Origin of the sequence: Microvirga sp. 2MCAF35 (genome assembly GCF_052115545.1) — a bacterium.
GTDB lineage: Bacteria > Pseudomonadota > Alphaproteobacteria > Rhizobiales > Beijerinckiaceae > Microvirga.
On record NZ_JBFRGW010000031.1, the window covers coordinates 25,742 to 51,233 of the forward strand.

Here is a 25,492-nt window from a genome sequence, read left to right on the forward strand (position 1 = left end):
TCAGCTTTCCAGCGCCTGGAACAGTCGAGCCGACCAGGCATTCAATTGCGTTTGAGCATGCGTATCTTGCGCCGTGACGCTCACCTCGACATGATCGCCAGGCGTAAATTCAATCAGGTCGCTTGCGGGTCCGAGACTGGCCTGCAAGGCCACGAGAAGATCTTCAGGGCCTGAAACCTTCAGAAGGCATGCGTCGCTGCCGGACAGCAATGTTGCAAGGACCTCCTTGAACTCGGCGAGCGCCTGCTGGCGAAAAGCTTCCGCGACGAACGGCCTGAGAATGTTGGCGACATTCTCCGAGAGGTCGGAACCAAGGCGATCGACTGCTGTCGAAATCTGGGCCGATAGCTGCAGAGCCTGCTCTTCGGCCCAGATCGTCCTCTGCTCGTTCATGTGCTCCACATGGCGAGCCTTCTCGGCCGCTATGGCGTCCTCGAGTTCCTTGCGGGCGATCTCCCGTTCCTCGGCCCTGACTCGCGTCTCGACCGATATGGCGATCTCCGCGTGACGGTCGATGACCGGCGGCTGCGGTGGCTCAGGGCTCGGTTCAGGCGCCGCCTTGACGGAGCGGAGAAGGCCGATTCCCGAGGGAGTTCCAGCGGCTGGGTTTGAGAAATCTGCCAGGAGACTGGCTAGGGTCGCGGCCATTAAGCAGCCTCCCGCCCGAGCCATTGCTTCAGAACGGCAGCAGCCTGCTCCTCACTCAATTCGATGATCTGCTCCAGCTTGCGCTGCGGCGTCCTCGGCATTTCGATCAGGTTCTGTTCGTCCAGTTCGGACGCCACCTGCAAGGCGGTCTCACGACTGGATTCGAGAGCCTCTTCAGCTTCCGCCGCGGCCAGCGCAGCCGCCTGCTCGCGCTGGAGCTCGAGTTCGGCCTGGTGGCGGGCCATGAGCATCCGGACGGCCGGGCGCAATCCGAACCAGATCATCATGGCGCACAGGGCGAGAATCGTCAGGGCGTTCACGACCGTCCCGAACTGACGCATGAGGATCTCGGTCAGAGACGGGCCCTGGACTGGCTGAAGCATTCCGCCGTCGTCGACGAAGCTGACGGCCGCGACCTTGATCTGATCGCCACGATCCTTGCTGAAGCCCGCGGCCGAGGACACGAGCTGCTCGATCTCGGCAACCTTGGCGTCCATCTCGGCAGGCGTCGCGTTCTCGCCGAGAAGCGACGTGATGCGGGACCGATTCACGAGGACGGCAACGGACAGGTTCTTGATCTGGTAGCCGTCGCTGATCGTCTGGACCGTCTTCGACGAAATCTCGTAGTTCGTCAGCTCTTCGCGCCGCTGGTTGTCCTCGCTCGCACTGTCGCCCGATTCGCTGCGGACATTCTCGTCCGGCAGGTTCTGCTGGACGGTTGTTGGCTTCTGACCGCTCTTGTTCTGCGAGACCTCGGTTTCCTTGATCGTCCGAGTCGAGCGCTCGACCTTCGATTCAGGATTGAAGATCGTCTCATTGGTGCTGATCTTGTCCGTGCTCAGGCGAGCGGCCACGCTGACTTCGAAGTTGCCGGTCCCGAGATAAGGCGCGAGCGTGCGGCGCACATTATCCTGAATCTCGAGACCGACCGTCTTCTCCAGATGTGCCATCTTGCCCGTCGAGGCATTGGCCGCATCGTCGCCGGACATCAGGAGCGTCCCATCCGTGTTCATGACGGTCACCTTGTCGACGGCCATGCCGGGAATGGCTGCCGCGACGAGATGACGGATGGCCTGTGCGGACGATGCGTCATCGGAGGGGACCGTGCGAATCACTACGGAGGCTGAGGCCGGCTGCTGCTCACGACGGAACGATCCGCGATCCGGCAGGACGATGTGGACGCGCGCCGCCTTGATGCCCTTCATGCCCTGGATCGTGCGGGCCAGCTCGCCTTCGAGGGCCCGGACCTTGGTGACTTCCTGCATGAAGGAGGTAAGACCCAGCGAACCGAGATCATTGAAGAGTTCGTAGCCTGATTTCGTGCTGTGCGGCAGTCCCTTCTCGGCCAGCAGCATCCGCGCCTGGGCCGTATTGCCGTAGCTGACGAGAAGGGCCGTTCCGTCGGTGCTCACATCGAAGGGAATGCCTGCATCCTTCAGGACCGCTCCCATCCGGCCGACATCCTCACGGTCGAGCCCGGTGTAGAGCATCTCCTGAGCCGGTCGGCTGAGATAATAGGTGCCGATGCCGACGGACAGGAAAACGGCCAGGCCAATCGCGGCCAAGGCAGCCAGGCGACGGGCGCCGAGCTGCATCAAACTAGTCCACAATCTTTCGGCTTGCTGACGACCAGGCATAGAGAATCTCGGTACTGGTAAGAGGTGTCGAGATCACTTGTGCGTCGTTAACCTTGTGCGAAGGTTGCTGCGCCTCCGTCGGAAGTCAGTTTTCGTAGGTTGCAAGGAATGCGGTCGGTCAGAAATAGGAGCGCACCAAGCCGCTCACGAGGATGTTCCAGCCGTCGATCAGGACGAAGAACAGGATCTTGAACGGCAGGGCCAGAACGGTCGGAGGCATCATCATCATGCCCATGGACATCACCAGGGTGGCGACAATCATGTCGATGACGAGGAAAGGCAAGGCGATCAGGAAGCCGATTTCGAACCCTCGGCGCAGCTCGGAGATCATGAAGGCCGGGATCAGAATGCGGAGGTCGATCTTCTCGCCCTCGCTCGGCCGGGGATAGTTGACGGCGGCCAGATCGGTGAACATCTGGAGATCCTTGGGCCGCACATGGGTCATCATGAATTCGCGGAAGGGCTCCGTCGTTTTGGTGAACGCCTCCGCCTCGGAAATCCGGTTCTCCGTTAGCGGCCTAACTCCATCGTTCCAGGCCCGGTCGAAGGTCGGCCCCATGACGAAGAAGGTCATGAACAGGGACAGGCTGATCAGGAAGAGATTGGCAGGCGTGCTCTGGAGCCCCAGTCCCGAACGCAGAAACGAGAAGGCAACGACGAATCGGGTGAAGCTGGTCACCATGATCAGCAGGCCAGGCGCCAGGGACAGAACGGTCAGAAGAACGACGAGTTGAATGATCCGTCCGCTGACCGCGCCATCGCCGGCGGGAATGAGCGATTCGAGGCCGGCGATCTGCGCCTGAGCGCTCGTTGCCGCTAGGAGGAATGCACCGGTGAATATGAAACGAGTGGGCATCGGCCAGTATGTCTTTCAAGAATATGGAAAGGCATTCGCGTAAAAGGCCTGCGAATGCTGCAAGGGCTTCATCTTATTGGACGACCAGGGTTTCAAGCACCAGTTCCTGGATGATACCCTTCGAGCGCAATCTTGCGCGCTCGTTGAGATCCTCGCGCAAATGGAGGAGCCCGCTCGGCCCTTGGATCTGAGCCAGCGACACGGTGCGCATATAGGACAGGATGTCCTGCCTCGTCTCGGATGCCAAAACGTCCGGGTGCTGTTCCTCACCTGACCTGTAAACGATGGATGCCTCCAACCTGACCCAGTCGCTCTCCGAGCCAGCCAGATTGGTCACGACGGCCGCCAGCTTCTTGACCGCGATGTCGCCTTTGTAAGGGCTGGCGACTTCAGGCTTCTGCGGCTGGGCCTTATACTTTTCTTCGACCTGGCGCTCGATCCCCGAGACCATGACCAAGCCGAAGCCGCCCCCGATGGCAGCGGACAGGAGGGTCAGCAGCCCGAGCGTCAGAAGCCACCGGAGCGATCCTTCTTTGCTCGGCGTGCTGCCGGCGGGCGCAGGAAGTTCTAGGGCCTTGGCCATTCTCGTCTCGTCTTGATGTTCTAATTAGAAAGGCGCCACGACATCATAGATCTGTTGTCCATAAGCAGGCTGCTGGACCTCCATCAGACGTCCGCGACCACCATAGGACACGCGAGCCTCGGCAATCTTGTCGTAGCTGATCGTGTTCTTCGGCGAGATATCCCTCGGCCGCACGATGCCGGCGATGTTCAGGATGCGGAGTTCGTAGTTCACCCGAACCTCCTGCGATCCGCTGATGACGACATTTCCGTTCGGGAGAACCTCGTTGACGACGGCAGCAACGGACAGGCGCAGCTTCTCCGACCGATCGATGGTTCCCTGGCCGGTCGCGGACGATGACGAATTGACGCCGAAATCTCCGGTTCCGTCCGCATTCCACCCCTTGAAGGAGAAGGCATAATCAAGGCCTCCCTTGATCGCGGACTTCCTCGACCGGTCGCTCGCGTTGTCGAACTCTGCCTTGTCGTCGATCTGGATATTGACGGTCACGATATCGCCGACCTGCCGGGCCCGCGGGCTCGTGAAGAGATCGGCGCTGGCATTGCTCCAGGTGGAATTCGCTGCCGTCGGGCCGTTTGCCCTGAACAGATGGGGAAGCGGCTCGCGATCGACGAGAACACCGGATCCGACCGGCGTCATTCCCGGCTCCCGCCCAATCTCCTCAGGCCTCGTTGCGCAAGCGCCGAGGAAGCACAGGCCAGCAATCAGAACGAGGTGTTTCAATTCTGCCTCACAGTATTCTTGTCCCGCTTGGGCGCATCGGTGATGACGTTCGCCAGTTGCGCGGCGCGGGCCGGTTCCATTTCGTTCAGCACGGCACTGGCCACGCGAGGATTGAGCCTGGCGATGACAGCCGCGGCAATCTCCTCATCCATGTTCGTGAGTTGCAATGCCGCTGCATCCGGGCGCATGCGCGAATAGATCAGGACAATGGTCTCGTCGGCCTTCGTCAGAACTTCGTTTCGACGGCGCAGCCATTCCTCATATTCGGCGCGCTTGGCTTCGAGCACCTTGATCCGGCCCTCGATCTCCTTCTCCATGTCGGCGAGAGCCTGCTTCTGGAGCGCGAAACGAGCGTCGGAGGCGGCATCGGCAATATTGGTACAGTACTGGCCGGCCTTGGCATCGGCCTTGACCTCCTGCGCCATGGCAACGTGATGTGCGGCTGTCCCGATGAGCAATCCCGCAGTGAGGACGATCGGCTTGAGTGATGTGATGATCGTGGATTCGGTCATTGGATCACCAGTTCTGCTTGAAGCGCTCCGGCCGTTTTCACGGCCTGGAGAATGGCAATGACATCGGAGGGTTTGAGGCCCATCTGGTTGAGCCCCTTGACGAGGGTCTGGAGGTCCGCCCCTCGGACGATGGCGAGCGGTACCCTCTCCTCGGCAGCCGTGATCTGGGTGCGGGGCACGACCACTGTCTGGCCCATGGAGAACGGATCGGGCTGGGACACTTCGGGGGTCTCCGTCACGCGAATCGTCAAGGCCCCGTGGGTGATCGCCACCGTGGAGATCTGGACGTTCTTTCCGATCACCACCGTTCCCGTCCGCTGATCCACGACGATCCGGGCCGGCGTATCCGGCCGGATCTCAAGGTCGCCCAGCTCGGCAATGAAGCGCGTGGCCGCCACGTTCTTCGGCTTCTGCAGGAGGACGGTGCGGAAGTCGCGCGGAGATGCGACACGAACGCCGTAACGCTGCTGGGCATAGAGGTTGATCGCATCCGTGATCAGCGTCGCGGTTTTGTAATCGGGGTTCTTGAGTTCGAAGGCCAACGGCCCCATGGCGTTGAAGCCTCCCTGAACTTCCCGCTCGATCAGAGCGCCGTTCGGGATCCGTCCTGCAGTCGCGACGCCTGAGGTCAATGTCTCCGCCTGGCCCTGGGCGGAGAAACCCGAAACGGCAATGGCGCCTTGCGCGACCGCATAAACTTGTCCATCGCCGCCTTGCAGGGCCGTGAGCATCAGAGTGCCGCCCTTCAGTGAGGTCGCATCGCCCATGGACGTGACCGTCACGTCGATGCGCGAGCCCGATCCGACGAAAGGAGGAAGATCCGCCGTGACGATGACGGCCGCGACATTGCGGGTCCGCAGGTTGATGTCGCGGACATTGACTCCCATGCGGTCGAGCATCGATTGCAGGGACTGCTCGGTGAACTGGGAATTGCGAAGCGTATCGCCCGTTCCCTGAAGACCCATGACAAGGCCATACCCGATGAGCTGGTTGTCGCGCACGCCCTGAACGGACGCCACATCCTTGATGCGTGTCGCAGCCTGACTCTGAAATGAGACAAGAACGGTGAAGAGGAAGAGGATCGCACGGAGCATCATCAGAATCCGATCCGAACCCGTCCGTCGGGCTGAACCCGGCCTGTGATGATCCGACCACTGTCGACATTCTTGACCTGGATGGTTTCACCCAAGGTCCCAGACTGAAGCGGGATGCCGATCCCCATGATCGACAGCCCACCTTCCTCGAACACAATCTGAGTCTGCGTGCCACGCGTCACGAGCTTCGGGTCGTCGACGGCGTTCATCGGGATCGGCTCGCCTGGCAGGAGAGTCCGGCGGGCCATCTTGCCGGCGAGAACACGCGGCGACTCGATAACAGCCGTACGATAGCGGTAATTTTCCGGGAAAGCCCGATCCTTGAGCATCGACTCATTGATCGTGTCGCCCGGATAAATGGTCACCGAAGGAACCGGGAGAATTCGCTCTTCAGCCACGGCGGCTTGAGAAGCCGCCAGCGCCATGACGCTCGCCGCAAGAACTATATGGACGAAATGCTTCATGAATCTTTCATCCGGCTTTCGCCTTTAGCGGATGCCCTTTGACACGGTTCCGGCCATATCGTCGGCAGCCTGGATGACCTTCGAATTCATCTCGAAGGCGCGCTGCGCGGAGATCAGGTTCGTGATTTCCTTGATCGGATCGACGTTGGAGGCCTCGAGATAACCCTGATGGATCTTCCCGAACCCTGGATCGGACGGCATGCCCACGACCGGCGCGCCGGAGGCGAGAGTCTCGCGGTAGTAGTTGCTGCCGATCGGCTCGAGGCCAGCATCGTTGGCGAAGTTCGCAAGCGACAGCTGACCGAGGTTCTGAGGATTGGCCTGCCCATCTATCTTTGCGAAAACCTCGCCGGATTCATTGATGGTCACGTCGAGCGTGTTCGCCGGGACGATGATCGGCGGGTTGAGGGTATAACCGTCGAGGGTGACGAGCTGCCCGTTGCCGTCCTTGTTGAACGATCCCGCACGGGTGTAGACGATCTCGCCGCTGGGAGCATTGACCTGGAACCATCCGCGGCCGTTCAAGGCGAGGTCGAACTGGTTCGACGTATTCGTCAGCGATCCCTGACGATGCAGGTTGCGGATCGCCGCCGTGCGGACGCCGAGGCCCAGCATGGCGCCTTCAGGAACCGGGCTCGATCCTGCCTGGTTGGGAATGGCCTGGGACCGCTCGGCCTGGTAAAGCAGGTCCGTGAACTCGGCTCGCGCTCCCTTGAAGGCGGTGGTGTTCACGTTCGAGATGTTGTTTGCAATGACTTCGACGTTAAGCTGCTGTGCATTCATGCCGGTGGCGGCGATCGCGAGCGCTCTCATTTCAATCCCCTTTAAATCGTCATCCTGGCGATTTCCTGATACGCCGCGACAACCTTGTCACGGATTGCAATGGCCGTCTGGAGCGTCTGCTCCGCTGACATCACCGCCTCGACGACCTGCTGCACCGAGGCTTTGCCCTGGATACCGGCGATCGACGCCGCTTCGCCCGCTTTCATGGTATCGATGGCCGAATTGGCCACTTGCGCCATCGTGTCGCCGAAGCTCGCCTGAGGTACGCCGGCGACGGCTCCTGCGGCTGGCGTTCCACCGAAGGTGGGAATGGCTGCGACCGCCGACGGGCGATCGATCATTGACGAGATCGAGGAAACTGCGCTGACCATATCAGCCTCTCATGAGATCGATTGCTGCAGTGATCATGGCTCTGGCCTGCTTCATCATCTGCAGGTTCGCCTGATAGGATCGATTGGCCTCGCGCATGTCCGCCATCTCGATCAGCATGTTCACATTCGGCTTCTTGACCATGCCGTTCTCATCGGCTGCCGGATTGCCGGGATCATACTCGACCGGAAAAGCGGAATCGTCCTGTCCGATATCCTTGACAGTGACCGAGGCTGCGCCGAGCGTGCGGTCGAGCTCTGATTTGAACGTGATCGTCTTGCGCGTATAGGGATCGGAGCCCGGCGTGCGCCCCGTCGACTGAGCGTTCGCAACGTTCTCCGAGATGACCCGGAGACGAGCCGACTGGGCCTCGAGGCCCGAACTCGATAATTTGCTCGATGCAACCAAGGGGTCGATCATCATGAAGTCCTCACGCTTGACATCAGCATCCGATGGAATGACTTGACGATGCTTGTGTTCAACGAATGCTGCCGGTTGACCTCACCAGCCTTGATGAGTTCCTGCTCGAGGCTGACGGAGTTCTTGGAATAGACCGTGTCCCAGCTATCCGCTTTCTTGACCTTGCTCGCTTCGGCCTTTGATGGGGTGAACCCGATATGGCTGGCGTTCGTCGCCGCCATGGCCAGTTTGGTCTTGTCCAGAACATCCGCGAACGGCTCGACGTCCCTGGCTCGATAGCCAGGAGTGTTGGCGTTGGCGACGTTTCCGGAAATCGTCGTTTGGCGGGCGGCAAGCCATTGAGCCTGTCGCGATGCCAAGTCGAACAGATAGACAGGTGCCGTCACAGGGGTCTCCAGGCGAATATGGTAAAGAGGCATTTAAACCGCCAACCTTGCACGAGGCTGACCTGCGGTCCGATCACCGACCGAAGCTCGCGTCGGTTCCCTATTCTGCTGGGCGCAGAGCCGAGCTTACGGCGCCTGGAGAAGCAATGGATCAGCCCCGGGTGGAATGAATCAATGTTTCACATGGTGCTTGCCGCACCATCCGGCGCGACAATATAGCAGCCATCTCGGCCGGATTTTTCGATTGCTGATTTCGGCCCGCTGATGCAATCGCGACGGTGACATTGATAGCCGTCAGGGCCTATCAATAGTGTTGCTCACGGCGATTCTTCGTCGTTAAGTTTGGATCCTGATTGCGACGCAGCACGTGGGTTGGGGGGAATGACTCATACTTCTGCGTTAAACAAGAGCTTCGATGTGCGATCCGGGCAGGATGCCCGGCGGATCGTCGATGCCGGCCGCGCTCTGAATGCCATTCGCGATTTCGCTCTGATCACGCTCGACCCAGACGGATATATTGTATCGTGGAACATGGGCGCGGAGCAGATCTACGGCTGGAAGGCCGATGAAGCTCTCGGTTCCCATTTCTCACTTCTCTATCCGTCGGACGCCTCGAGCGGCGCCAAATCCGCTCGAGATCTGAAAGTTGCCGCGAGCCTCGGCCACTACGCGGATCAGGCGCGATGCAGAACCAAACAAGGCGTTCACCTCCTGTGCAGGGTCACGATTGACGCCATCGAGGGTGAATCCGGGAGACTATGCAACTTTGTTCTGACATCGCGAGACGTCAGCCGCTTCATGGCCGCGGAAGCCGCCCTCAAAACGCAGGAGGAGCGATACCGGGCCTTGATCGAGGCGAGCGCCGCCATGGTCTGGCGGGCCTCGCCGAACGGCTCGATCATCGACGGCATATTGGGCTGGGGAACCCCGCACAGCCCCTCCACGGACGATCACACGGATTTCGCATGGCTGGGCCATATTCACCACGATGATCGTGAACGGGCAACGTCATCCTGGCTGGAAACACTCGCGTCCGAACAGCCCGGCACGAGTGAGTATCGTATCCGCCAGCCCAGCGGTGAATATCGGTGGGTTCTGATGCGAGCGGTTCCCCTCCGGGATGCCAGTGGCGTGGTGCAGGAATGGGTTGGCACCATCACGGATATTCACGAGCAGAAGTCTGCCGCCGAGCGACTCCGTCAAAGTGAAGAACAATACCGCGCCCTCATCGAAGCGAGCGCGGTCATCGTTTGGCGCGCCACAACGGATGGATCCGTCAGCAAAGTCTGGGGCTGGGAAGCGTTCAGCGGCGAGTCCAGGGAAGCCTATATGGGCCTTGGCTTCCTGGACGCTGTTCATCCGGATGATCGAGACAAACTGCTCGCGCAATGGCAAGCTGTTCGCAGCTCCCAGGAACCCGGCATGTTCGAGTATCGCGTTCGACGCTCGGACGGGGCTTACCGCTGGATTCTCGCAAGAGCCGTACCGCTCCTCACCGAAGACGGCGCGGTTCAGGAATGGGTCGGCACGGTCACCGACATTCACGACCAGCGGCTGGCGGAAATGAAACTTCGCAGCAGCGAAGAGCGCCTGAGGCTTGCCATCGAAACGACGGCGCTCGGCATTTGGGATCAGGACCTTGTCACGGGCCGTCGCCAATGGACACCGGAAGCCCGCCAGATCCTGGGCCTCGGGCCGCATGCCGATATCACCCGAGAGATTGTCCTTGGATGTGTCCATCCTGATGACCGCGACGATTTGGAAGAGACATTTTATGCCAATGAGCCTGGCGCAAGCCTGACCTATAGCGGCACATTCCGGGTGCTTCGCGCAGACGCCGGCAACGAGCGCTGGGTGACGGCGATCGGCCGCACGATGGTCGACGAGAGCGGCCGGCCCATTCGCAAGATCGGAACGATCCAGGACATCACGGAGCGCAAGCTCGCGGAAAACGCCCTGCGCTCCAGCGAGGAAAGGTTGCGCACGAGGGAGGCCCATCTTCGATCCATTCTCGAAACCGTTCCGGATGCAATGATCGTCTCGGACGAGAATGGCATTATCCGCTCTTTCAGTGCCACCGCCGTGCACATGTTCGGCTATCATCCGGATGAAGTCATCGGGACCAACGTCAAGTTTCTGATGCCCCTGCCCTACAGGGAACAACATGACGGCTATATCCGCCGGTATCGTGAGACCGGTGAGCGCCGCATCATCGGAAGCGGTCGCGTTGTCGTTGCACAACGCAAGGACGGTTCGACCTTTCCCATGGAAGTTCAGGTCGGCGAGATGGAATCCGACGGAGAACGGTTCTTCACCGCCTTCATTCGCGACCTGACCGAGCGCCAGAGAACCGAAACGCGGATGCAGGAACTGCAATCCGAACTCGCCTACATGTCGCGTTTCACGGCATTGGGCGAAATGGGCTCCACACTGGCCCATGAAATCAATCAGCCCCTGACGGCGATCACCAGCTATCTCAAGGGGTGCGGGATGATCCTGAACGGCCTGGACGGTGACAAGATTTCACTCGTCCGGCATGCGGTGAACGAGGCGGCCGAAGAGGCTCTGCGGGCCGGGGAGGTCATTCGGCAACTGCGCGAGTTCGTAGCCCGTGGAGGCAGCGAGCATCAGATCGAAGGACTGCAAAGGCTCGTCGAGGAGGCCGGCGCTTTGGCATTGGTCGGCGCCAAGGAGCAGGAAGTCAAAGTCGAGTTCGACTTTCCCTCGGACGACCCATTGGTCCTCGTGAACCGCGTCCAGATTCAGCAGGTTCTCCTCAATCTCATCCGCAATGCGATCGAAGCCATGCAGGACGTGAGCCTGCGCGAGTTGAGGATCAAGGCAAGAACTTTGCCGACTGAATCGCTTGTTCAGATCAGTGTGCAGGATACAGGATCCGGTATACCGCGGGAGGTCTTGATGAACCTATTCAAGCCGTTTACCACCACGAAACAGAGTGGCATGGGGGTGGGTCTCTCGATCAGCCGGACGATCGTGGAATCTCACGGCGGCAAGATCTGGGCGGAATCCGTTCCCAGTGTGGGAACAACTTTCCACTTCACTCTTAGAACTGTCGATATGGAGGACATGGCCAGTGTCGAACACGCCGATCGTGTATGTGGTGGATGATGACATTGGAGTGCGAAAAGCTCTTTCGTTTCTGCTGGTATCGGCCAGCCTGAATGTTCGCCTCTACGAATCCGCGAAAGCATTCCTCGATGAAGTTCAGGATCCTGGGAGATGCTGCATCGTTACAGATGTGCGCATGCCCGGCGTCGATGGCCTGGAATTCATCCGCCGCCTGAATGCTCGTGGGCTTAATGTCCCGGTCGTCGTCATGACAGGACACGCGGACATCCCTCTCGCTGTCGAGGCCATGAAGGTGGGAGCCATCGATTTCCTCGAAAAGCCCTTCCGGGAAGACCGCTTCTTGGAAGTGGTGCGTTTCGCATTGGTCTGCGATGAAAAGAGCGTCCGCAAGAACCAAGAGCTTCTTCGCACTCAAGCCAGATTGCAGTCGCTGTCCCAGCGGGAGCGCCAAGTGCTCGATGGGCTTGTCGCCGGAAAAGCCAACAAGATGATCGCCCATGAGCTGAACATCAGCATCCGTACAGTGGAAATCCACCGATCCAATGTGATGTCGAAGATGGAAGCGAAGAGCCTTTCCGAACTGATCCGCATGGCTTTGTTTCTTGAAGTCGCTACCGGCAACTAAGCGGGGGCGGCTAGACGGACACTCTCGGGGCGATTGGCAGCAGCTGGTTCATGCTCATCCATAGCTCCTCCGCAGCTCAGGTCCAGCTCGGTCGAATTCCGCACCCTCTTGTCTCATGAAGTTCCTCAATAAGGCTTTCATATCCGCATGCCTGAAGTCAGACAAATTTCCTCGGTTCCACGAGACCAGGCTGCAGAAGGATCTTCCGACGATACTTATGTCGTTTCGAACCATAACCGCTGGTCTCGGGTGGTTTTCGACGTCAAGGATGTTTCCAGCGACACTTGGTGTGCAGTCGAATTTCAGATCTCTTGGCATGCGGACGAGGAGGCGCGGAGTGTTCACGACTTCGCAGCGGTCGGCATCGATTTCCTGTCAGAGGACGGATCGCATATCGACTTCGCCTACGTCCCAGGATTAGCGAGGACCCAGATCGACCCCCATAGCTATCACATGGCTGGGCCGGGCTATTATGATCGAAGCAGCGATCATTCCCATTCGGCTCGCGTGCTGTTCAATTTCTTCGTCCCGGCACCGGCACATCACCTGACGCTGACAATTCGCAGCTGGCGCAACTCGCATCCGTTCAAGATCTGCGATCTGAGAATTCATCAAAGTGTTCAAACGCCGTCGTATGCTTCAGTGGAATCAGTGAAGCTCCAGCCAAGCGACAGGCAAGTAACGGCTCCGCGCCGCGCTTGGTGGAATCTGAGCACGGCACCTCAATGGCTGAACTACGGGGTCGCTCCCGGTCACCCGCTCCTTATCCGCGGGCAATTGATCAACGAAGGCAAAGCGAGCGATGAAGCCTTGGCACTGGTCGTCTTCCGGGATGCGAAGGGCAAGCAACTTCCGCCTCCTTATGAGGCTGTGTCGTCATCGCCGGTTCTCGGACCCTTTCTCGACATTCCGATCCACCGACAAGCGAGGCGCTTCACGCTTGAACTGCACCCGCCATCCGAGGCCGCAACCGTCGAGCTCGGCTTTCAGGTCCCAGCGGACGACTCACGGATCAGTCTGGTCACTCCTCTTGAAGTCTCCATCGGCGACGAGCTTCTGCTTGAGAACATACTAGGAGACGACGTTTCAAATCCGTTGGTCTTTATGGAGAAGGTTTGCGATCGCCTTCACCTGCATCCCGAAGCTCAGCGGATGCGGGCGAGCCCAGTCGACCAACTTATCGATCCAAAGAATTTTGGAGCTCTCTTCACCTTCCATGATCGACTGAGAGCCATCCAGAGCGGAGAAGCGCCGGCGATCAGCGATAACCATTTAACTTTGTGTGGTCTTGAGCCGTGGCCTTTTCCCGAAGCCTTTGAATGGACGGAGGATCCATATAAGTCTCCAGCATGGCGCCTGGAATTCCAGTCTCTTTCATGGCTTCTTGACCTCGCCGCGCGACCGGAGCTCGGCGGCTCTACGAGAGCCGTGGAACTCGCACTATCGTGGGCACAGTCCAATCCGTGGAACGAGCCCAAAGACGCTCTGAGCACATATCCGATGTCGATGGCGACCCGCGCCGAGGTGCTACTGCATCTCCTCGCGCTAACTTCCGGTTCAAAAAACGGGAAAGACATCAAACGCCGGCAGACGCTCTTTGCCGAGATCATCAGGTACGGCTTCACCTTGTCCGAGATCGTCAGCCAGAATATCTTCTCGCCCACCCTCATTCAGTTGCGTGTCGCATGCGCATTGCTTGCCGTTGGCCGCGCGAATCCCCACTTCCCATTGGCTGCATACTGGAAGTCGATAGCCCTCGCCCAGATTCGATCCGCGTTCGATCAATTGATCGGATCGGATGGCTCGTCCATCGAGCAATCTCTTCATGACCGGCTTGAAATTGTCTCCATCGGATTGCTTCTAACACACAGTCTCGAAGATGAACCCGAGGCCAAAGAGTTTCGAGAGCGCCTGACCGTGCGCCTGAGGGCTGCCCTCAAAGTCCTCGTTGGAATGACCGATCCAAGTGGAATGCTTCCGCCCTTGGGCGACGCGCCACGTGGCTATCATCATGCATCCTGGCTGCGCCGGATGATCTCCGGTTATGGCCGATCTCTCTTGGCGGACTCGGAACTGGCGGAAGAGTTGTCCTATCCGGCAGGCCCACGAATGTTTGTGTCTGAAGGCGACGGCATCGTCGTCTTCCGGGATTATGAGCGTAAACCGCACTGGAGCTACCTGTGTGCTTCCTTTGGCGAACAGCGCCGTGAGAATGGCCATCACAACTGCTCATCCTTCGTGTATACCGCCCGCGGCACCCGATGGGTCACGGATCCCGGGGGATCGATCATCCATGACACGGGCTCGATCCGACATTATCTGACATCGTCTCGGGCACATAACATCGCCAGTCCGGACCGACACGATCAGTCATCCGGTCTCGGTTTGATCGAGGAAAGAATGTCGTTGAACCATGCGAATATTATTCGCATCGGCACGAACACCTATGGCCCGAGCTATGAGCACGCTCGCGTCTTCCTGTGCCTTGACAATCTCAACGCGATTGCCGTTTTCGATTGTTTTCGAGGCCATGGTTCACCCATCTCAATCGATGGGCACCTTCACTTCGATGAGAACGTCGCGGTGGCTTTGACAAGCTCGAATCTTGCCATCGGCTTCCACGGCAAGAACCGGTTGCGTATTGTTCCTCATGCAGTGGCAGGCGAATACAACGGCATGACGATCCAGAACGGTTGCAATGGCCGCCGTGGGGAATTGCAGGGCTTTGTCTCCCATCCGCGGGGGGGCCTGCGGCCGGCCAATGTCTTGACCTACAGGTTCTCCGGTTCGGGCGATGTCTGCGGGGGAGTGATTCTCGCCATCAATGACCTGGGCTTCCGCCGGATCATGGATCTTTTGGCGACGCCGGAGCTAAAGGCCGTGCTGCGGATGCCGGGACGTGAAAGTCAGCTTGCACAGCAGGACGCAGCGACCTCCTGAGACATTGGCCCCGGCCGCTGAGAGGCCGGGGGCTCAGGGCGACGATTGCGGACGCATCAACCGAAGAGTGCGTCAATATCATCCTGGGAGGTCACGCCCTTGTCGGTTGCAAGCGCGGGGCCGTTCAGGAGCGCTGCATCTCCCTTTCGGCCCGCTTCGTCGACGGGCTCGATATCCTTGAAGCTTTCAAGTCCGCCCCAGATATCGATCATATGATGAACCCGCTCCTCGACGAACTTCATCGCGTTGACGACCTTGCTGATCCGCTGGCCTGTAATGTCCTGGAAATTGCAGGCCTCGAAGATGCTGATCACGTGATCCAGGATCTCACGGGCGATCTCCTGATCCCCTCCGGTCAGGCGTGATGACAGGTTGCTGGACAAATCATCGATCTTCTCCGCCGAGGCCAGGATCGTGTGGGTTGCCGTTTCGGTCCCGAGAACGATGGCTCCGAGCTCATCGGTCACCCTCGTGATCTCTTGACCTTGAGCGCCCGCATATCGAAGCGTCGCGATCTCTCTCTTGGTGCGCTCGATGGCCTCATAGATGGAGTCGAGTTCCACCTTCAGGCGGAGAGCCTCCTGCATGTCGCGCCGGTGCTCTTCGAGCAAGGATGCTGAGATCTCGCGCGCGGGCACGATGGATTCCTTGATCGTGCCGAGCATGCTCATGATCTCGGAATGCCGCTCCTGAACTCCTTCATCGTAAGGCAGCGCGTCCATGCTGGCTTCGATGCGATAGCTTTTACGTGGATTCATGACCCTGCTCGCAATCATTTACCCGTTGAAGACAGCGCTGATCTTCGTCCGCAGCGTTTCGGCATTGAACGGCTTGACGATGTAGTTGTTGACGCCTGCCTTCTTAGCCGCAACGACGTTCTCCGTCTTTGACTCGGCTGTGACCATGATGAACGGCAGGGAGTTCAGCTCAGCGTCGGCACGTACCTGCTGCAGCAGCTCATAACCCGTCATCGGGGCCATATTCCAGTCTGAGATCACGAGGCCGTATTTTCTGGCGCGCAGCTTATCCAGAGCCGCTTGGCCGTCGGAGGCATCGTCCACATCGTTGAAGCCGATCTGCTTGAGGAGATTGCGAAGAATGCGAACCATCGTCTGATAATCATCGACGACGAGAACAGGCGTGGAAAGATCAAGGCTCACGATACTAGGTCCTTAGAAAGCCCGGAAGCGGGCTTGAATCTCGAACAGCTTACGCAGCTTCCCGCTCGGTTTCGAATGACAGGACGGCATCCACGTCCAGGACGATCAGCAGCTTGTCGTGCAGCTGATGCACCCCTTGCGACAGGCCGACCCAGCCTCGATCCATGTGAACCGGGTTGGGCTGCATCTCATCCGGGTTGAGCTTGAGAACCTCTCCGACCTCGTCCACGAGCAGGCCATAGGCCTCGCCATGGTTTTCAAGCCCAACCGCCATGCGCCGTTCTGTCCCGCCGGAATCACCAAGGCCCAAACGCCGGCGCAGCGAGACCGCGGTGACCACCCGGCCACGCAGATTCAGAAGGCCTGCAATTTCTCCAGGCGCCAGTGGCACGGTCGTCATCTCGCTGACGACGAAAACATCGTGAACCCGACTGATCGGCAGGCCAAGCAGCTGCCCCGCAACCGAGACCGTTACGAACTCCATCTGCTTGGAAGCTCCCTTGGTCATGGCGGGCGTGATCGTTTCGATCGGTTTCATGGTCATGCAGCCTCTTCAAGCGATACGTTGAGCTCGGCCAATGCGGAGAGCAGCCCTCGCCGGTCGATCTTCGAAACGATTTCTGCGATGCGCAGCTTTCTTGCCAGGGCAATTTGCTGCGGGTCGGGCTTGACCGTCATGCCGATGACAGGCGTTGCGCTGTGATTCGGGTCTGCCCTCAAGGACGCGACGAGCGCGAAGCCCGAGTGTCCCGTGAGTTCCAGATCAGTGACGACCACGTCGACCTGCAATCCGTTGGATAGGAGGCGGACGGCCTCCTGAGCCGTCGAGGCCGTCTGAACACGGTAGCCCGAGGCCTTGAGGACAGGGACGAGCATGTCACGAAAGAAGGTCGAACTGTCGACCAGGAGCAGAGACCTGTCCGGCCCGTTGCGCCGATCCTTGCGAGACCATGTCTCGAGCACCATTGGGAGATAGTGGGCAATGTTGACGATCTCCGTAGTGCGACCGCGAACGACTGCGGATCCGACCAGATCCGAGCGTTCTGCGAGCAGCTCCACATCGAGCCTGTCTTCGACGATGTCCACGATTTCGGCGACAGCCAGTCCCATCGAGACTTCGCCGTCGGAGAACACCAGCAGGGATTGCATGCCCTGTCGCTTGATGGCGAGTTCCTCGTCGCAGGAGACCAGCGGCATCAGGCGTCCGCGATACTGGACGACCGGACGCCCGCTCGACCATTCGATCGTGGACGCATCGATTTCCTCAAGGCGCGTCACCAGAGACAAGGGCACTGCCTTGAGGCTTTCGCCCCCGCCACGGAAGACGAGAAGACTCGTCAATTCCTCCGCCGCCGCGACTGTCTGTTCAAGACCCGCGTCACTCTGGAACTCGTTGGTGTCGGCACCGGAACCGACCATCCTGGCAAGCCCATTGGGATCGATGATGAGCACCACGGCACCGTCACCGAGAATCGTGTTGCCGGAGAAGAGCTGAATATGCCTCAGCTTGGACGACATCGGCTTCACGACGATCTCCTCCGTATGGAAGACGCCGTCCACCAGAATGCCAAAGCGCTGATGGGCAACCTGCGTCACGACCACGAAGCCATGGTTCGCATCTTCATCGCCGGAAAGGCTCATGACTTTCGAAAGCGGGACGATCGGCAGAAGCCGGTCGCGCAGGCGAAGGATGGGAGTGCCATTAATGCGTTCAATGGAATGCTCCGACGTTGGAGAGACCCTGACGAGCTCGGACACGGCGACCTGCGGAATGGCGAAGCGCTGGTCCTTGGAGGCCACGATGAGCGCCGCGACGATGGCGAGCGTCAGCGGGATCTTGATCGTGAATGTCGTTCCCCGCCCCTGTTCGGAACGAATGTCGACAGTTCCGCCGATGAGCTCGATATTCGTCTTGACGACATCCATGCCGACGCCACGACCCGATACCGACGTGACCTTCGCGGCGGTCGAAAAGCCGGGATGGAAGATGAACTTGGCCACTTGGGCGTCGCTCATCCGCTCCACTTCGGCGTCGCCTGCAATGCCCCGTTCGACGGCCTTCTTGCGGATTGCCGCAAAGTTCAGCCCCTTGCCGTCATCGGCGATCTCGATGGTGATCGACCCACCCTCGTGATACGCATTGAGACGGATCGTTCCCTTCTCGGTCTTTCCGGCGGCCTTACGGTCTGCCGGGCTCTCGATGCCATGGTCGGCGGAGTTGCGGACCATGTGCGTCAGGGGATCCTTAATGACCTCCAGGACTTGCCGGTCGAGCTCGGTATCGGCTCCCTGCATCACGAGTTCGATCTTCTTCGACAACTCGTTGGAGAGATCCCGGACGACACGCGGAAGCTTCTGCCATGCGTTGCCGATGGGCTGCATGCGGGTCTTCATGACACCGTCCTGCAGCTCGGCTGTGACTTGGGAGAGGCGCTGCAATGGCACTTTGTAGCCGTGATCCTCGGAACTCCTGCGAGCGATTTCGAGCAGTTGATTACGGGTCAGAACGAGTTCCGACACCATGGTCATCAGGTGCTCGAGCGTATCGACATTGACGCGGATGGTTTGCACCTTCCCGGCAATTCCCTCGCCGCCCTCGTTCGAATCCGACGTGTCGGTATTCTTCTTGGCAGCTGGCGGAGGCGGAGCCGATGCCTCTGTCTTCGCGGAAGGCGCGGCTGGCTTCTCGATGACGAGCGGAGCTGGTCCCGGCGCCTCCCGAAAGGCGCGCTCAAGTTCGTCGAGAGACACTTCGCCTGGCTTCAGTGCCCGTTCGAGCACTTGATATGTCAAGCTTCCAGATGTCGATGCCTTTTCGGGGCCGGGTGCCTCCTGAAAAGCCCGTTCGAGCTCGTCCAGCGAGACTTCTCCTGGTCGCAGCTCCCGTTCGAGGACCTGATAGACCAATTGCCCCGATGCCTGTGGTGATGCCGGCTGAGGAGCAGCTTCGGCAGGAGACGCCTCTTGTAAGGCCATCCTTTCCAACTGCTCGATCAGATCGTTGTCCGATCCTTCCGGCTCAGCACCCTGGCGCTCCAGCTCACCCAGGATTTCCTTGATCCGGTCGAGAGTTGCTAGGATCAGCGAAACCGCAGGTGTCGTAACCGGCATGCCGTCGCGAAACTTGCCCATAAGGGTCTCGGCCGCGTGTGCTAGAGCCTCGAGGCGAGGCAAGCCGAGGAAACCGCAGGTCCCCTTGATCGTATGAACCAGGCGGAAGATGTTACTGAGAATCGCTTCGTTGTTGGGGTCCTGTTCGAAGCGGACCATCTCCACATCGACCGTCTCGAGATGCTCGTTGGTCTCGGTGAGAAACTCAAGAAGAAGGTCGTCCATTGCCGTGTCTCAACTCTTACTACGCGAACTGATCGGCATTGATCATCAAGCCATATCAGATGGAGAATCGCGCGGCCTTCACGCCGGCAACAAAGCACTGAACGTCATGTCCATGCTTGGGAAGGCGGGGGAGCTACTTTGATCCGTACTCAGCCGCCTAGAAACATCCCGTCCGAACGCGAATGCTTCCGAACTGAGATCGGCATTATTCTTCTTGTCATGCCCTGCCCCGATACGCCTTTCACGACGCCAGACTCTTTGCCGATCTTTTCTGAAGAGGCGACCTGGATTCGCTCGGCTGCCTTTGTCGGCCGCGAGCGTCGTTCCGGAGTGCTGACCCCATCCTGACAGCTTCAATCATGACGTTGAGGAAGAATACCGGCCCGTTTCCTGCAATAAAGTTAACGGGTTGAAGAGAGTTGGATTTATTTTGGTCGCTAAAGACGAACGGTCACCGTGAAGGATGATGCTTCAGCAGTGACCGCGGCCGCTGTTTCGATGCTTGTCTCAGATCTGAAGGCTCGCACCGTATCCGGCGAGCGCTGGAACGCCAGCTTAGGAGGCCGCGCCAATGTAGGAGTACCCGATGTACCGCTTTGCGTCGATAGGATCGTAACCAAGGCGCTGCCGAAGCTTCTTACGAAGTTTGCTGATGTGCCCTTCGACTACGCTGTCTTCCACATCGTCGCTGTAGATGCCGTAAACCGCGTCGAAGATCTGCTTCTTGGTCAGGCGATGTCCTCGCTTGCGGACCAGATACTCGAGAATGTGCCGCTCGCGACGCGGAAGTGACAGCGGCAGCCCATCGATTTCAGGATCGCGGCCATCGAAGAAGACCTTGAGGCGATCCGTATCGTTCTGCGCCCTCTTTCCGGCGCTTGCGTTGACCCGTCTCCAGATGGCTTCCGAGCGGGCCAGGATTTCCCGAACGTGGACGGGCTTACGAACGACGTCGTCGAATTTTGCCGTGAAGAGTTCCAGCGTCTCTTCGAGGGAGCGAACATCGCTCAACGCGATGATCGGTGCCTTGGAATAGCGGCGGATGCTTTCAGCAGAGTGAACCCGCTCTTCGAAGCTGCCCAGGACGAAGCCTTGAACCGCCTCGAGATCCGCATCGGACGCAGATTCCAGCCAATCGGTAAATTCATCGGCATATAAGCCAAGAGAGGATATGCCTTCGCGCTTGAAGCTCGCAACATATCCGGACGTAACCATCTGCCGGTCATCGACGACGATATACATATTATTCTGCCCCGCCTTAATAATTAAGCGCGTCTTACGTATTTTTACATGCCGCCTGAAATTATTTACTCAACTCATTTGTGTTCTGCGGCCATGTCGAGAAGCTATAATTTGGCGCCTGCGCAGACAATACGTAAATAATGGGAGCGCTCTCTAGGTTATGGTTAATGCCCCTTAACCAACCTTAAGCGACCCTTAAACTCCTTCATCTATCGCCGAACGGTTGGATGGTACCCTCGCGACGGAAGCAACGAACTGATAAGGCAGGTGTTTTTCTGCGGCTTGCGTTCCAAGGTTGCGAGATATTCATACCCAGGAGAGATTTTGCAAGTTTATAACTAGGTAGTTCCCGTAGTTCTGGCGTACGCAGAACCACTTATTCGTGCACGCACCTGCGCCTCAAAATCGCGGGCGGATGGGTGTGATTTCCGGGGCAGCGGGCTGGGGTTACCGACGCTCGTCCCACTTCCACGCCCCTGATGAGCCGCACTGGTTTTACAGAACAACGCTTGAGCAGCCGATGAACCAGCCATGGCTTTATGCCGCATGAAGATTGCGTGAGGCATACGTTCACGTGCGGTGGCTTGAAAAGCCCCCCGTGGGAGTGGCTTCAATGAATCCATGTTCTCTGAACAGCTAAAGATCGTTAACCGTAAATTCCCGAGAGACTTTGCTGCTTCTTGACCCTAGTCCAAGGAGAACGTTATTCCTTGAGCCGACTATAGTTCAGATGATTGCGGACAATAGATCGCTCAGCACTATGGCGCGCCCTGTTTATCGGGCGGCATGACGCTTTGCCATTTTACCGGTTACGAGCCCGGATGTTGTGTGAACAACGGATCGAGTGACTCTCGATGCATGATGCAGTTCCGTTGCGTCGGTTAAATTCCGACATGCCCCAAACAACCCAGACGCTCCGAGCGGACAGATTTTCAAATGATGGACTATCCTGGCCCCAGCAATCTGCCTCCCTGGGAGGAGGTCGACCGCCTTGCTGCGCTCCAGAAATACGACATCCTGGACACGGCGCCGGAGGTCGCGTTCGACAACATCGCCAAGATCGCGGCTCAGCTTTGCGATACGCCGATTGCATTCATTTCTTTTCTCGACGAGCATAGGCAATGGTTCAAATCCAAGATTGGGATTGAAATCGCCGAGACGCCTCGCGAATTCTCTATTTGCAACCATGCCATTCACGAACCAGGTGTATTCATCGTTCCCGATATTGCTGCCGATCCCCGGTTCGGCCGCAGAACCGCCGCGGATAGCGGCATGGTACCGGCGTTCTATGCCGGAGCGCCTTTAAGGACGAAAGGCGGCTTGCCACTTGGAATGCTGTGCGTGCTGGATCGCAACGCGCGCCCATCTGGCCTGAGCAAGAAGCAGGAGGAGGCTCTGACGTCTCTCGCTGAGACCGTGATGACGCAACTCGAGCTGAAGCTCGCCACGAGGACAGCAGCGGACGGAGAGGAGTTCACGCGACGCCTGCTGGCAAGTTCACACGATTGTATCATGGCCTTCGACCTGCAGGGGCGCCTCCGCTTCATAAGCCAGGCTGGCCTGCGCGCAATGGAGGTGGCAGACTTCGGCTCGATGGAAGGCCGCGCCTGGACATCGTTGTGGGACAGCATTGCCGCGAAGGACGCATCCGAAGCGTTGGAGAAGGCCAGAGCCGGAGGAACCGGACGTTTTCAAGCATCCTGCGCAACGGCGACAGGCCTACAGAAGTGGTGGGATGTCATCGTGACGTCCATCATGGGACGGGACGGACTCCCTCAAGGGTGCCTATGCGTCTCTCGCGACATGACTGAGTTTCGAAGGGTGGAGCAGCACCTGCGCGAAAGCGAAAGGCGTCTCCGTACCCTCGTCGAGGCTATGCCGCTCTCTTTCACGTCGCCACAGATCGTTTGGTTCAGCGATGCGAATGGCGAATTCACTTACTGCAGCGACGTTTGGTATGAGTATACAGGGTTAGGATCCGTCATAGGATGTACGGAGTGGCGCTCGGTCATCCATCCTCTGCACCGTGAAAGAACTCTGGAGCTGTGGGAGAGCTCCATGAGGAGGGGCGTCCCCTTCGAAATGGAGATGCCACTACGGCGCGCGTCAGATGGGATGCACCGCTGGTTCATCGTCAGAGGGGAGCCCCTCAAGAATGAGCAGGGCAAGGTCGAACAATGGTTCGGCATTGCCCTGGACATTCATGAGCGCAAGCAGTCTGAACAGGCCTTGACCGAGAGTGAGGAGCGCCTTCAACTTGCATTGAAAGCGGCCCAAATGATCGCGTGGGAGTTCAATCCGCAGACGGGGACCACGACACGGTCCGAGAATGCGCTCGCACTTCTCGGAATCCAATCTGGAACTGACAAGACCTTTTTGACAGGGCTTCATCCCGATGATCGCCAGAAGGTAGAAGATTTTCTGCAAAGGATCCAAGTTAGCGGCTCAGACTCCATCGAATGTCGTTATGTCATGCCGAGCGGCGCGATCCGCTGGCTGCGAGCACGTGCAGAAAGGGCGGGGCCTGATCGGATCTTTGGCGTGACCTTCGACATCAGCGAGCAGAAGGAAGCGGAGGAAGAGATATGGCGTTCAGCCAATCACGATGCGCTGACAAGCCTTCCCAACCGGAATCTCTTCCAGCGACGGCTTGAGGCAGCCCTTACAGCAGCCAAGCAGAACGACACATGCGTAAGTCTACTGTTGATCGATCTCGATGACTTCAAGGACATCAACGACACCCTGGGCCACGATGCGGGGGATGCCTTGCTGCAGGAGACGGCGCGCCGCCTGTCTGCGATGGTCCGCAGCTGCGACACCGTAGCCCGGATCGGCGGTGACGAATTTGCCGTGCTCGTCATCGATCCGCTGAGGCTCGAGAATGCCACACGTCTAGGCACCTTGATCGCGGAGATGCTGCGCCAGCCATTCACCTATCAGAAGCGGTCACTCGTCAGTCGGGTCAGCATCGGCATCGCGGCTTTTCCGGACCATGACGGGACGCCCGCTGAACTAGTCAAGGATGCGGATATTGCGATGTACCAGGCAAAATCCCAGGGACGTAACCGGGTCATTACCTATTCGCCTGAAATGCGCAGAGTCATCGAGCAGCGCGTCTCCCTCGGGCGCGGCATGCGTGAGGCAATCGCCAATGACGAGATCATCCCATTCTATCAGCCGAAGGTAAGTCTCGCGACAGGTGAGATTGTGGGCCTCGAGGCACTGGCGCGCTGGCAGGATCCCACGAAAGGCCTTCTGACGCCGAACTTCTTCGGAGCGGTCTTCGACGACCATGAGATTGCGGTTTCCATTGGCAAGATCCTGACCTCGAAGGTTGCCGCCGACGTGCGTCAATGGATCGATCAGGATCTTCCGTTCGGCCGCATCGCGCTCAATTTGTCTGCGGCCGAGTTTGGCCGTTCAAATCTCGTCGATAACATGCTGAGAACCTTCGACTGGCTTAAGGTTCCACCAACCTCCTTCGAGGTGGAGGTGACGGAAACTGTTCTCCTCGGAAGAAATTCCGATCACGTTTCCTCTGCCCTTGCACAGTTCCGAAACAACGGCGTCCAGATTGCACTCGATGATTTCGGCACCGGCTATGCCTCATTGACTCATCTGAAGCAGTTTCCAGTAGATCACATCAAGATCGACCGCAGCTTCGTGCGAGACCTGGAGCAGGATTCAGACGACGAGGCGATTATCACGGCCGTCATCAGCCTTGGCCGAAGCCTGAAGCTTCAAGTAACGGCTGAAGGCGTGGAAACACATGGTCAAGCGCGACGATTGCGTGAATTGGGCTGCGACCATGCTCAAGGCTATCTTTATGCGAAGCCGATGGCTGCCTCGAATATCCCGGACCTTCTGAAACGCTGGAACGCGATGCTCATCAAGCCGCGCCTGGCGCGGCACGAAAAGCCGCCAAGCGAGCAAATCTTTATGTAATGAAGCGATTCCTGTCCGTCGCCTGAGATGGGCGGCGCAGTGAAGCCAAGGCATGCTTCTCTGCCACGGGCCGTTCTCATGAGCCACAATGCTACCATGGCGAATGAAGCCAGCACCCCTCATGTTAGAACCCTTCACAACGAGCATCTTGCCAGGAGAGTCTATTTGGAATGCGCACCCCTTCACTTCTGTTATCATTGAGGCCATTCGTATAAGTCTCGTAAAGGAGCGATACCGTCAAAGGGCTCGCCGAGGAGAAGATCCATGCTGCGATCCTCGACATCAATCTGCGTGGATCCACCGCATTCCCGATTGCAGATACCCTCCTCGAGCAAGGTGTCCCGTTCGTATTCACGACGGGTTTTGCTCCAGCATCAGTTCCCTCAGCTTACGCAGGCATTCCTCGCTGGGAAAAGCCTTTTGACTATGACCATTTGGCTCAATCCCTCCTGGAAATCGTCAGGACCGGCTAAATTTCCCGGAGAGCCATGGACAAGAGTTGGCGCGATACGGGATTAGGCTCTCATGCTCTAGATGTGAGATCTGAGGAGGTTGTTCATCCCGTCTGAGGGCCTGAAGGTGGTCGTTGCGACACGAACCCCTGACGGACCTGAGAGATGAACAACCCGCACCAGAATGCCCGCACGACCCGGCTGGGTCGAGCGGAAATGATCCGCCG

At 58.6% G+C, this 25,492-nt stretch carries 21 protein-coding genes and 1 pseudogene; 5 read left to right on the forward strand and 17 right to left on the reverse strand.

Features of this window, described 5'->3' with window-relative positions; translation table 11 throughout:
* From AB4097_RS15640 to flgB, 12 genes are all read right to left on the reverse strand, one after another.
* The gene (locus AB4097_RS15640) at positions 1-648 is read right to left on the reverse strand and encodes a hypothetical protein (protein WP_442041142.1); all 648 of its coding nucleotides are present in this window, start codon (positions 646-648) and stop codon (positions 1-3) included.
* Positions 648-2,285, reverse strand: coding sequence for a flagellar basal-body MS-ring/collar protein FliF (gene fliF, locus AB4097_RS15645; protein ID WP_442041144.1), 1,638 nt, complete (start codon positions 2,283-2,285; stop codon positions 648-650). The genes AB4097_RS15640 and fliF overlap by 1 nt, the downstream gene beginning before the upstream one ends.
* Before the next feature lie 118 nt (positions 2,286-2,403).
* On the reverse strand, positions 2,404-3,141 hold the full coding sequence (gene fliP, locus AB4097_RS15650) for a flagellar type III secretion system pore protein FliP (protein WP_442041146.1): 738 nt from the start codon (positions 3,139-3,141) through the stop codon (positions 2,404-2,406).
* A 73-nt stretch (positions 3,142-3,214) separates the two neighbouring features.
* Positions 3,215-3,724, reverse strand: coding sequence for a flagellar basal body-associated FliL family protein (locus AB4097_RS15655; RefSeq protein ID WP_442041148.1), 510 nt, complete (start codon positions 3,722-3,724; stop codon positions 3,215-3,217).
* Positions 3,725-3,748: 24 nt separating this feature from the next.
* The gene (gene flgH, locus AB4097_RS15660) at positions 3,749-4,447 is read right to left on the reverse strand and encodes a flagellar basal body L-ring protein FlgH (RefSeq protein ID WP_442041150.1); all 699 of its coding nucleotides are present in this window, start codon (positions 4,445-4,447) and stop codon (positions 3,749-3,751) included.
* The gene (locus tag AB4097_RS15665; RefSeq protein WP_442041152.1) at positions 4,444-4,959 is read right to left on the reverse strand and encodes a MotE family protein; all 516 of its coding nucleotides are present in this window, start codon (positions 4,957-4,959) and stop codon (positions 4,444-4,446) included. The genes flgH and AB4097_RS15665 overlap by 4 nt, the downstream gene beginning before the upstream one ends.
* Positions 4,956-6,056, reverse strand: coding sequence for a flagellar basal body P-ring protein FlgI (gene flgI / locus AB4097_RS15670; protein ID WP_442041154.1), 1,101 nt, complete (start codon positions 6,054-6,056; stop codon positions 4,956-4,958). The genes AB4097_RS15665 and flgI overlap by 4 nt, the downstream gene beginning before the upstream one ends.
* Positions 6,056-6,517 carry a flagellar basal body P-ring formation chaperone FlgA gene (gene flgA, locus AB4097_RS15675; RefSeq protein ID WP_442041156.1) on the reverse strand — a complete coding sequence of 154 codons (462 nt, stop codon included), beginning with the start codon at positions 6,515-6,517 and terminating at the stop codon, positions 6,056-6,058. The genes flgI and flgA overlap by 1 nt, the downstream gene beginning before the upstream one ends.
* Positions 6,518-6,541: 24 nt before the next feature.
* Positions 6,542-7,330: a flagellar basal-body rod protein FlgG gene (gene flgG / locus AB4097_RS15680; protein ID WP_442041158.1), complete on the reverse strand. Its 789-nt coding sequence runs from the start codon at positions 7,328-7,330 to the stop codon at positions 6,542-6,544.
* A gap of 11 nt (positions 7,331-7,341) precedes the next feature.
* Positions 7,342-7,671, reverse strand: a complete 330-nt coding sequence (locus AB4097_RS15685; RefSeq protein WP_442041160.1) for a flagellar hook-basal body complex protein FliE — start codon at positions 7,669-7,671, stop codon at positions 7,342-7,344.
* A gap of 1 nt (position 7,672) precedes the next feature.
* Complete coding sequence (gene flgC / locus AB4097_RS15690; RefSeq protein WP_442041162.1) at positions 7,673-8,089, reverse strand: flagellar basal body rod protein FlgC; 417 nt, start codon at positions 8,087-8,089, stop codon at positions 7,673-7,675.
* Entirely contained in the window at positions 8,089-8,475 is a 387-nt protein-coding gene (gene flgB, locus AB4097_RS15695; protein WP_442041164.1) for a flagellar basal body rod protein FlgB, read from the reverse strand. Before flgB ends, flgC begins: the two co-directional genes overlap by 1 nt.
* A 381-nt stretch (positions 8,476-8,856) precedes the next feature.
* On the opposite strand from flgB, the pseudogene AB4097_RS15700 reads away from it, so the two are divergent.
* The 4 genes and pseudogenes from AB4097_RS15700 to AB4097_RS15715 all read left to right on the forward strand — a co-directional run.
* Positions 8,857-10,035, forward strand: a pseudogene (locus tag AB4097_RS15700) (PAS domain-containing protein); the annotation flags it as partial.
* 3 nt (positions 10,036-10,038) lie between these two features.
* Complete coding sequence (locus AB4097_RS15705) at positions 10,039-11,604, forward strand: PAS domain-containing sensor histidine kinase (protein WP_442041183.1); 1,566 nt, start codon at positions 10,039-10,041, stop codon at positions 11,602-11,604.
* A complete protein-coding gene (gene fixJ / locus AB4097_RS15710; protein ID WP_442041166.1) occupies positions 11,570-12,190 on the forward strand; it encodes a response regulator FixJ in 621 nt (206 codons plus the stop codon). The genes AB4097_RS15705 and fixJ overlap by 35 nt, the downstream gene beginning before the upstream one ends.
* 147 nt (positions 12,191-12,337) lie before the next feature.
* Positions 12,338-15,130 (forward strand): heparinase II/III domain-containing protein, encoded by a 2,793-nt coding sequence (locus tag AB4097_RS15715; RefSeq protein WP_442041168.1) that lies wholly within the window; start codon positions 12,338-12,340, stop codon positions 15,128-15,130.
* 56 nt (positions 15,131-15,186) lie between these two features.
* Here AB4097_RS15715 and AB4097_RS15720 read toward each other — a convergent pair whose 3' ends face one another.
* The 5 genes from AB4097_RS15720 to AB4097_RS15740 all read right to left on the reverse strand — a co-directional run bounded on the left by AB4097_RS15720 (position 15,187) and on the right by AB4097_RS15740 (position 20,868).
* Positions 15,187-15,888, reverse strand: coding sequence for a protein phosphatase CheZ (locus AB4097_RS15720; RefSeq protein ID WP_442041170.1), 702 nt, complete (start codon positions 15,886-15,888; stop codon positions 15,187-15,189).
* 18 nt (positions 15,889-15,906) lie between these two features.
* Positions 15,907-16,290, reverse strand: a complete 384-nt coding sequence (locus tag AB4097_RS15725; RefSeq protein ID WP_442041172.1) for a response regulator — start codon at positions 16,288-16,290, stop codon at positions 15,907-15,909.
* A gap of 49 nt (positions 16,291-16,339) precedes the next feature.
* The gene (locus tag AB4097_RS15730; protein WP_442041185.1) at positions 16,340-16,828 is read right to left on the reverse strand and encodes a chemotaxis protein CheW; all 489 of its coding nucleotides are present in this window, start codon (positions 16,826-16,828) and stop codon (positions 16,340-16,342) included.
* A gap of 2 nt (positions 16,829-16,830) precedes the next feature.
* The gene (locus tag AB4097_RS15735) at positions 16,831-19,626 is read right to left on the reverse strand and encodes a hybrid sensor histidine kinase/response regulator (RefSeq protein WP_442041174.1); all 2,796 of its coding nucleotides are present in this window, start codon (positions 19,624-19,626) and stop codon (positions 16,831-16,833) included.
* Between the two features lie 555 nt (positions 19,627-20,181).
* Complete coding sequence (locus AB4097_RS15740; RefSeq protein ID WP_442041176.1) at positions 20,182-20,868, reverse strand: response regulator transcription factor; 687 nt, start codon at positions 20,866-20,868, stop codon at positions 20,182-20,184.
* Positions 20,869-21,804: 936 nt separating this feature from the next.
* On the opposite strand from AB4097_RS15740, the gene AB4097_RS15745 reads away from it, so the two are divergent.
* Entirely contained in the window at positions 21,805-24,813 is a 3,009-nt protein-coding gene (locus AB4097_RS15745) for a bifunctional diguanylate cyclase/phosphodiesterase (RefSeq protein WP_442041179.1), read from the forward strand.
* Positions 24,814-25,492: the final 679 nt, after the last annotated feature.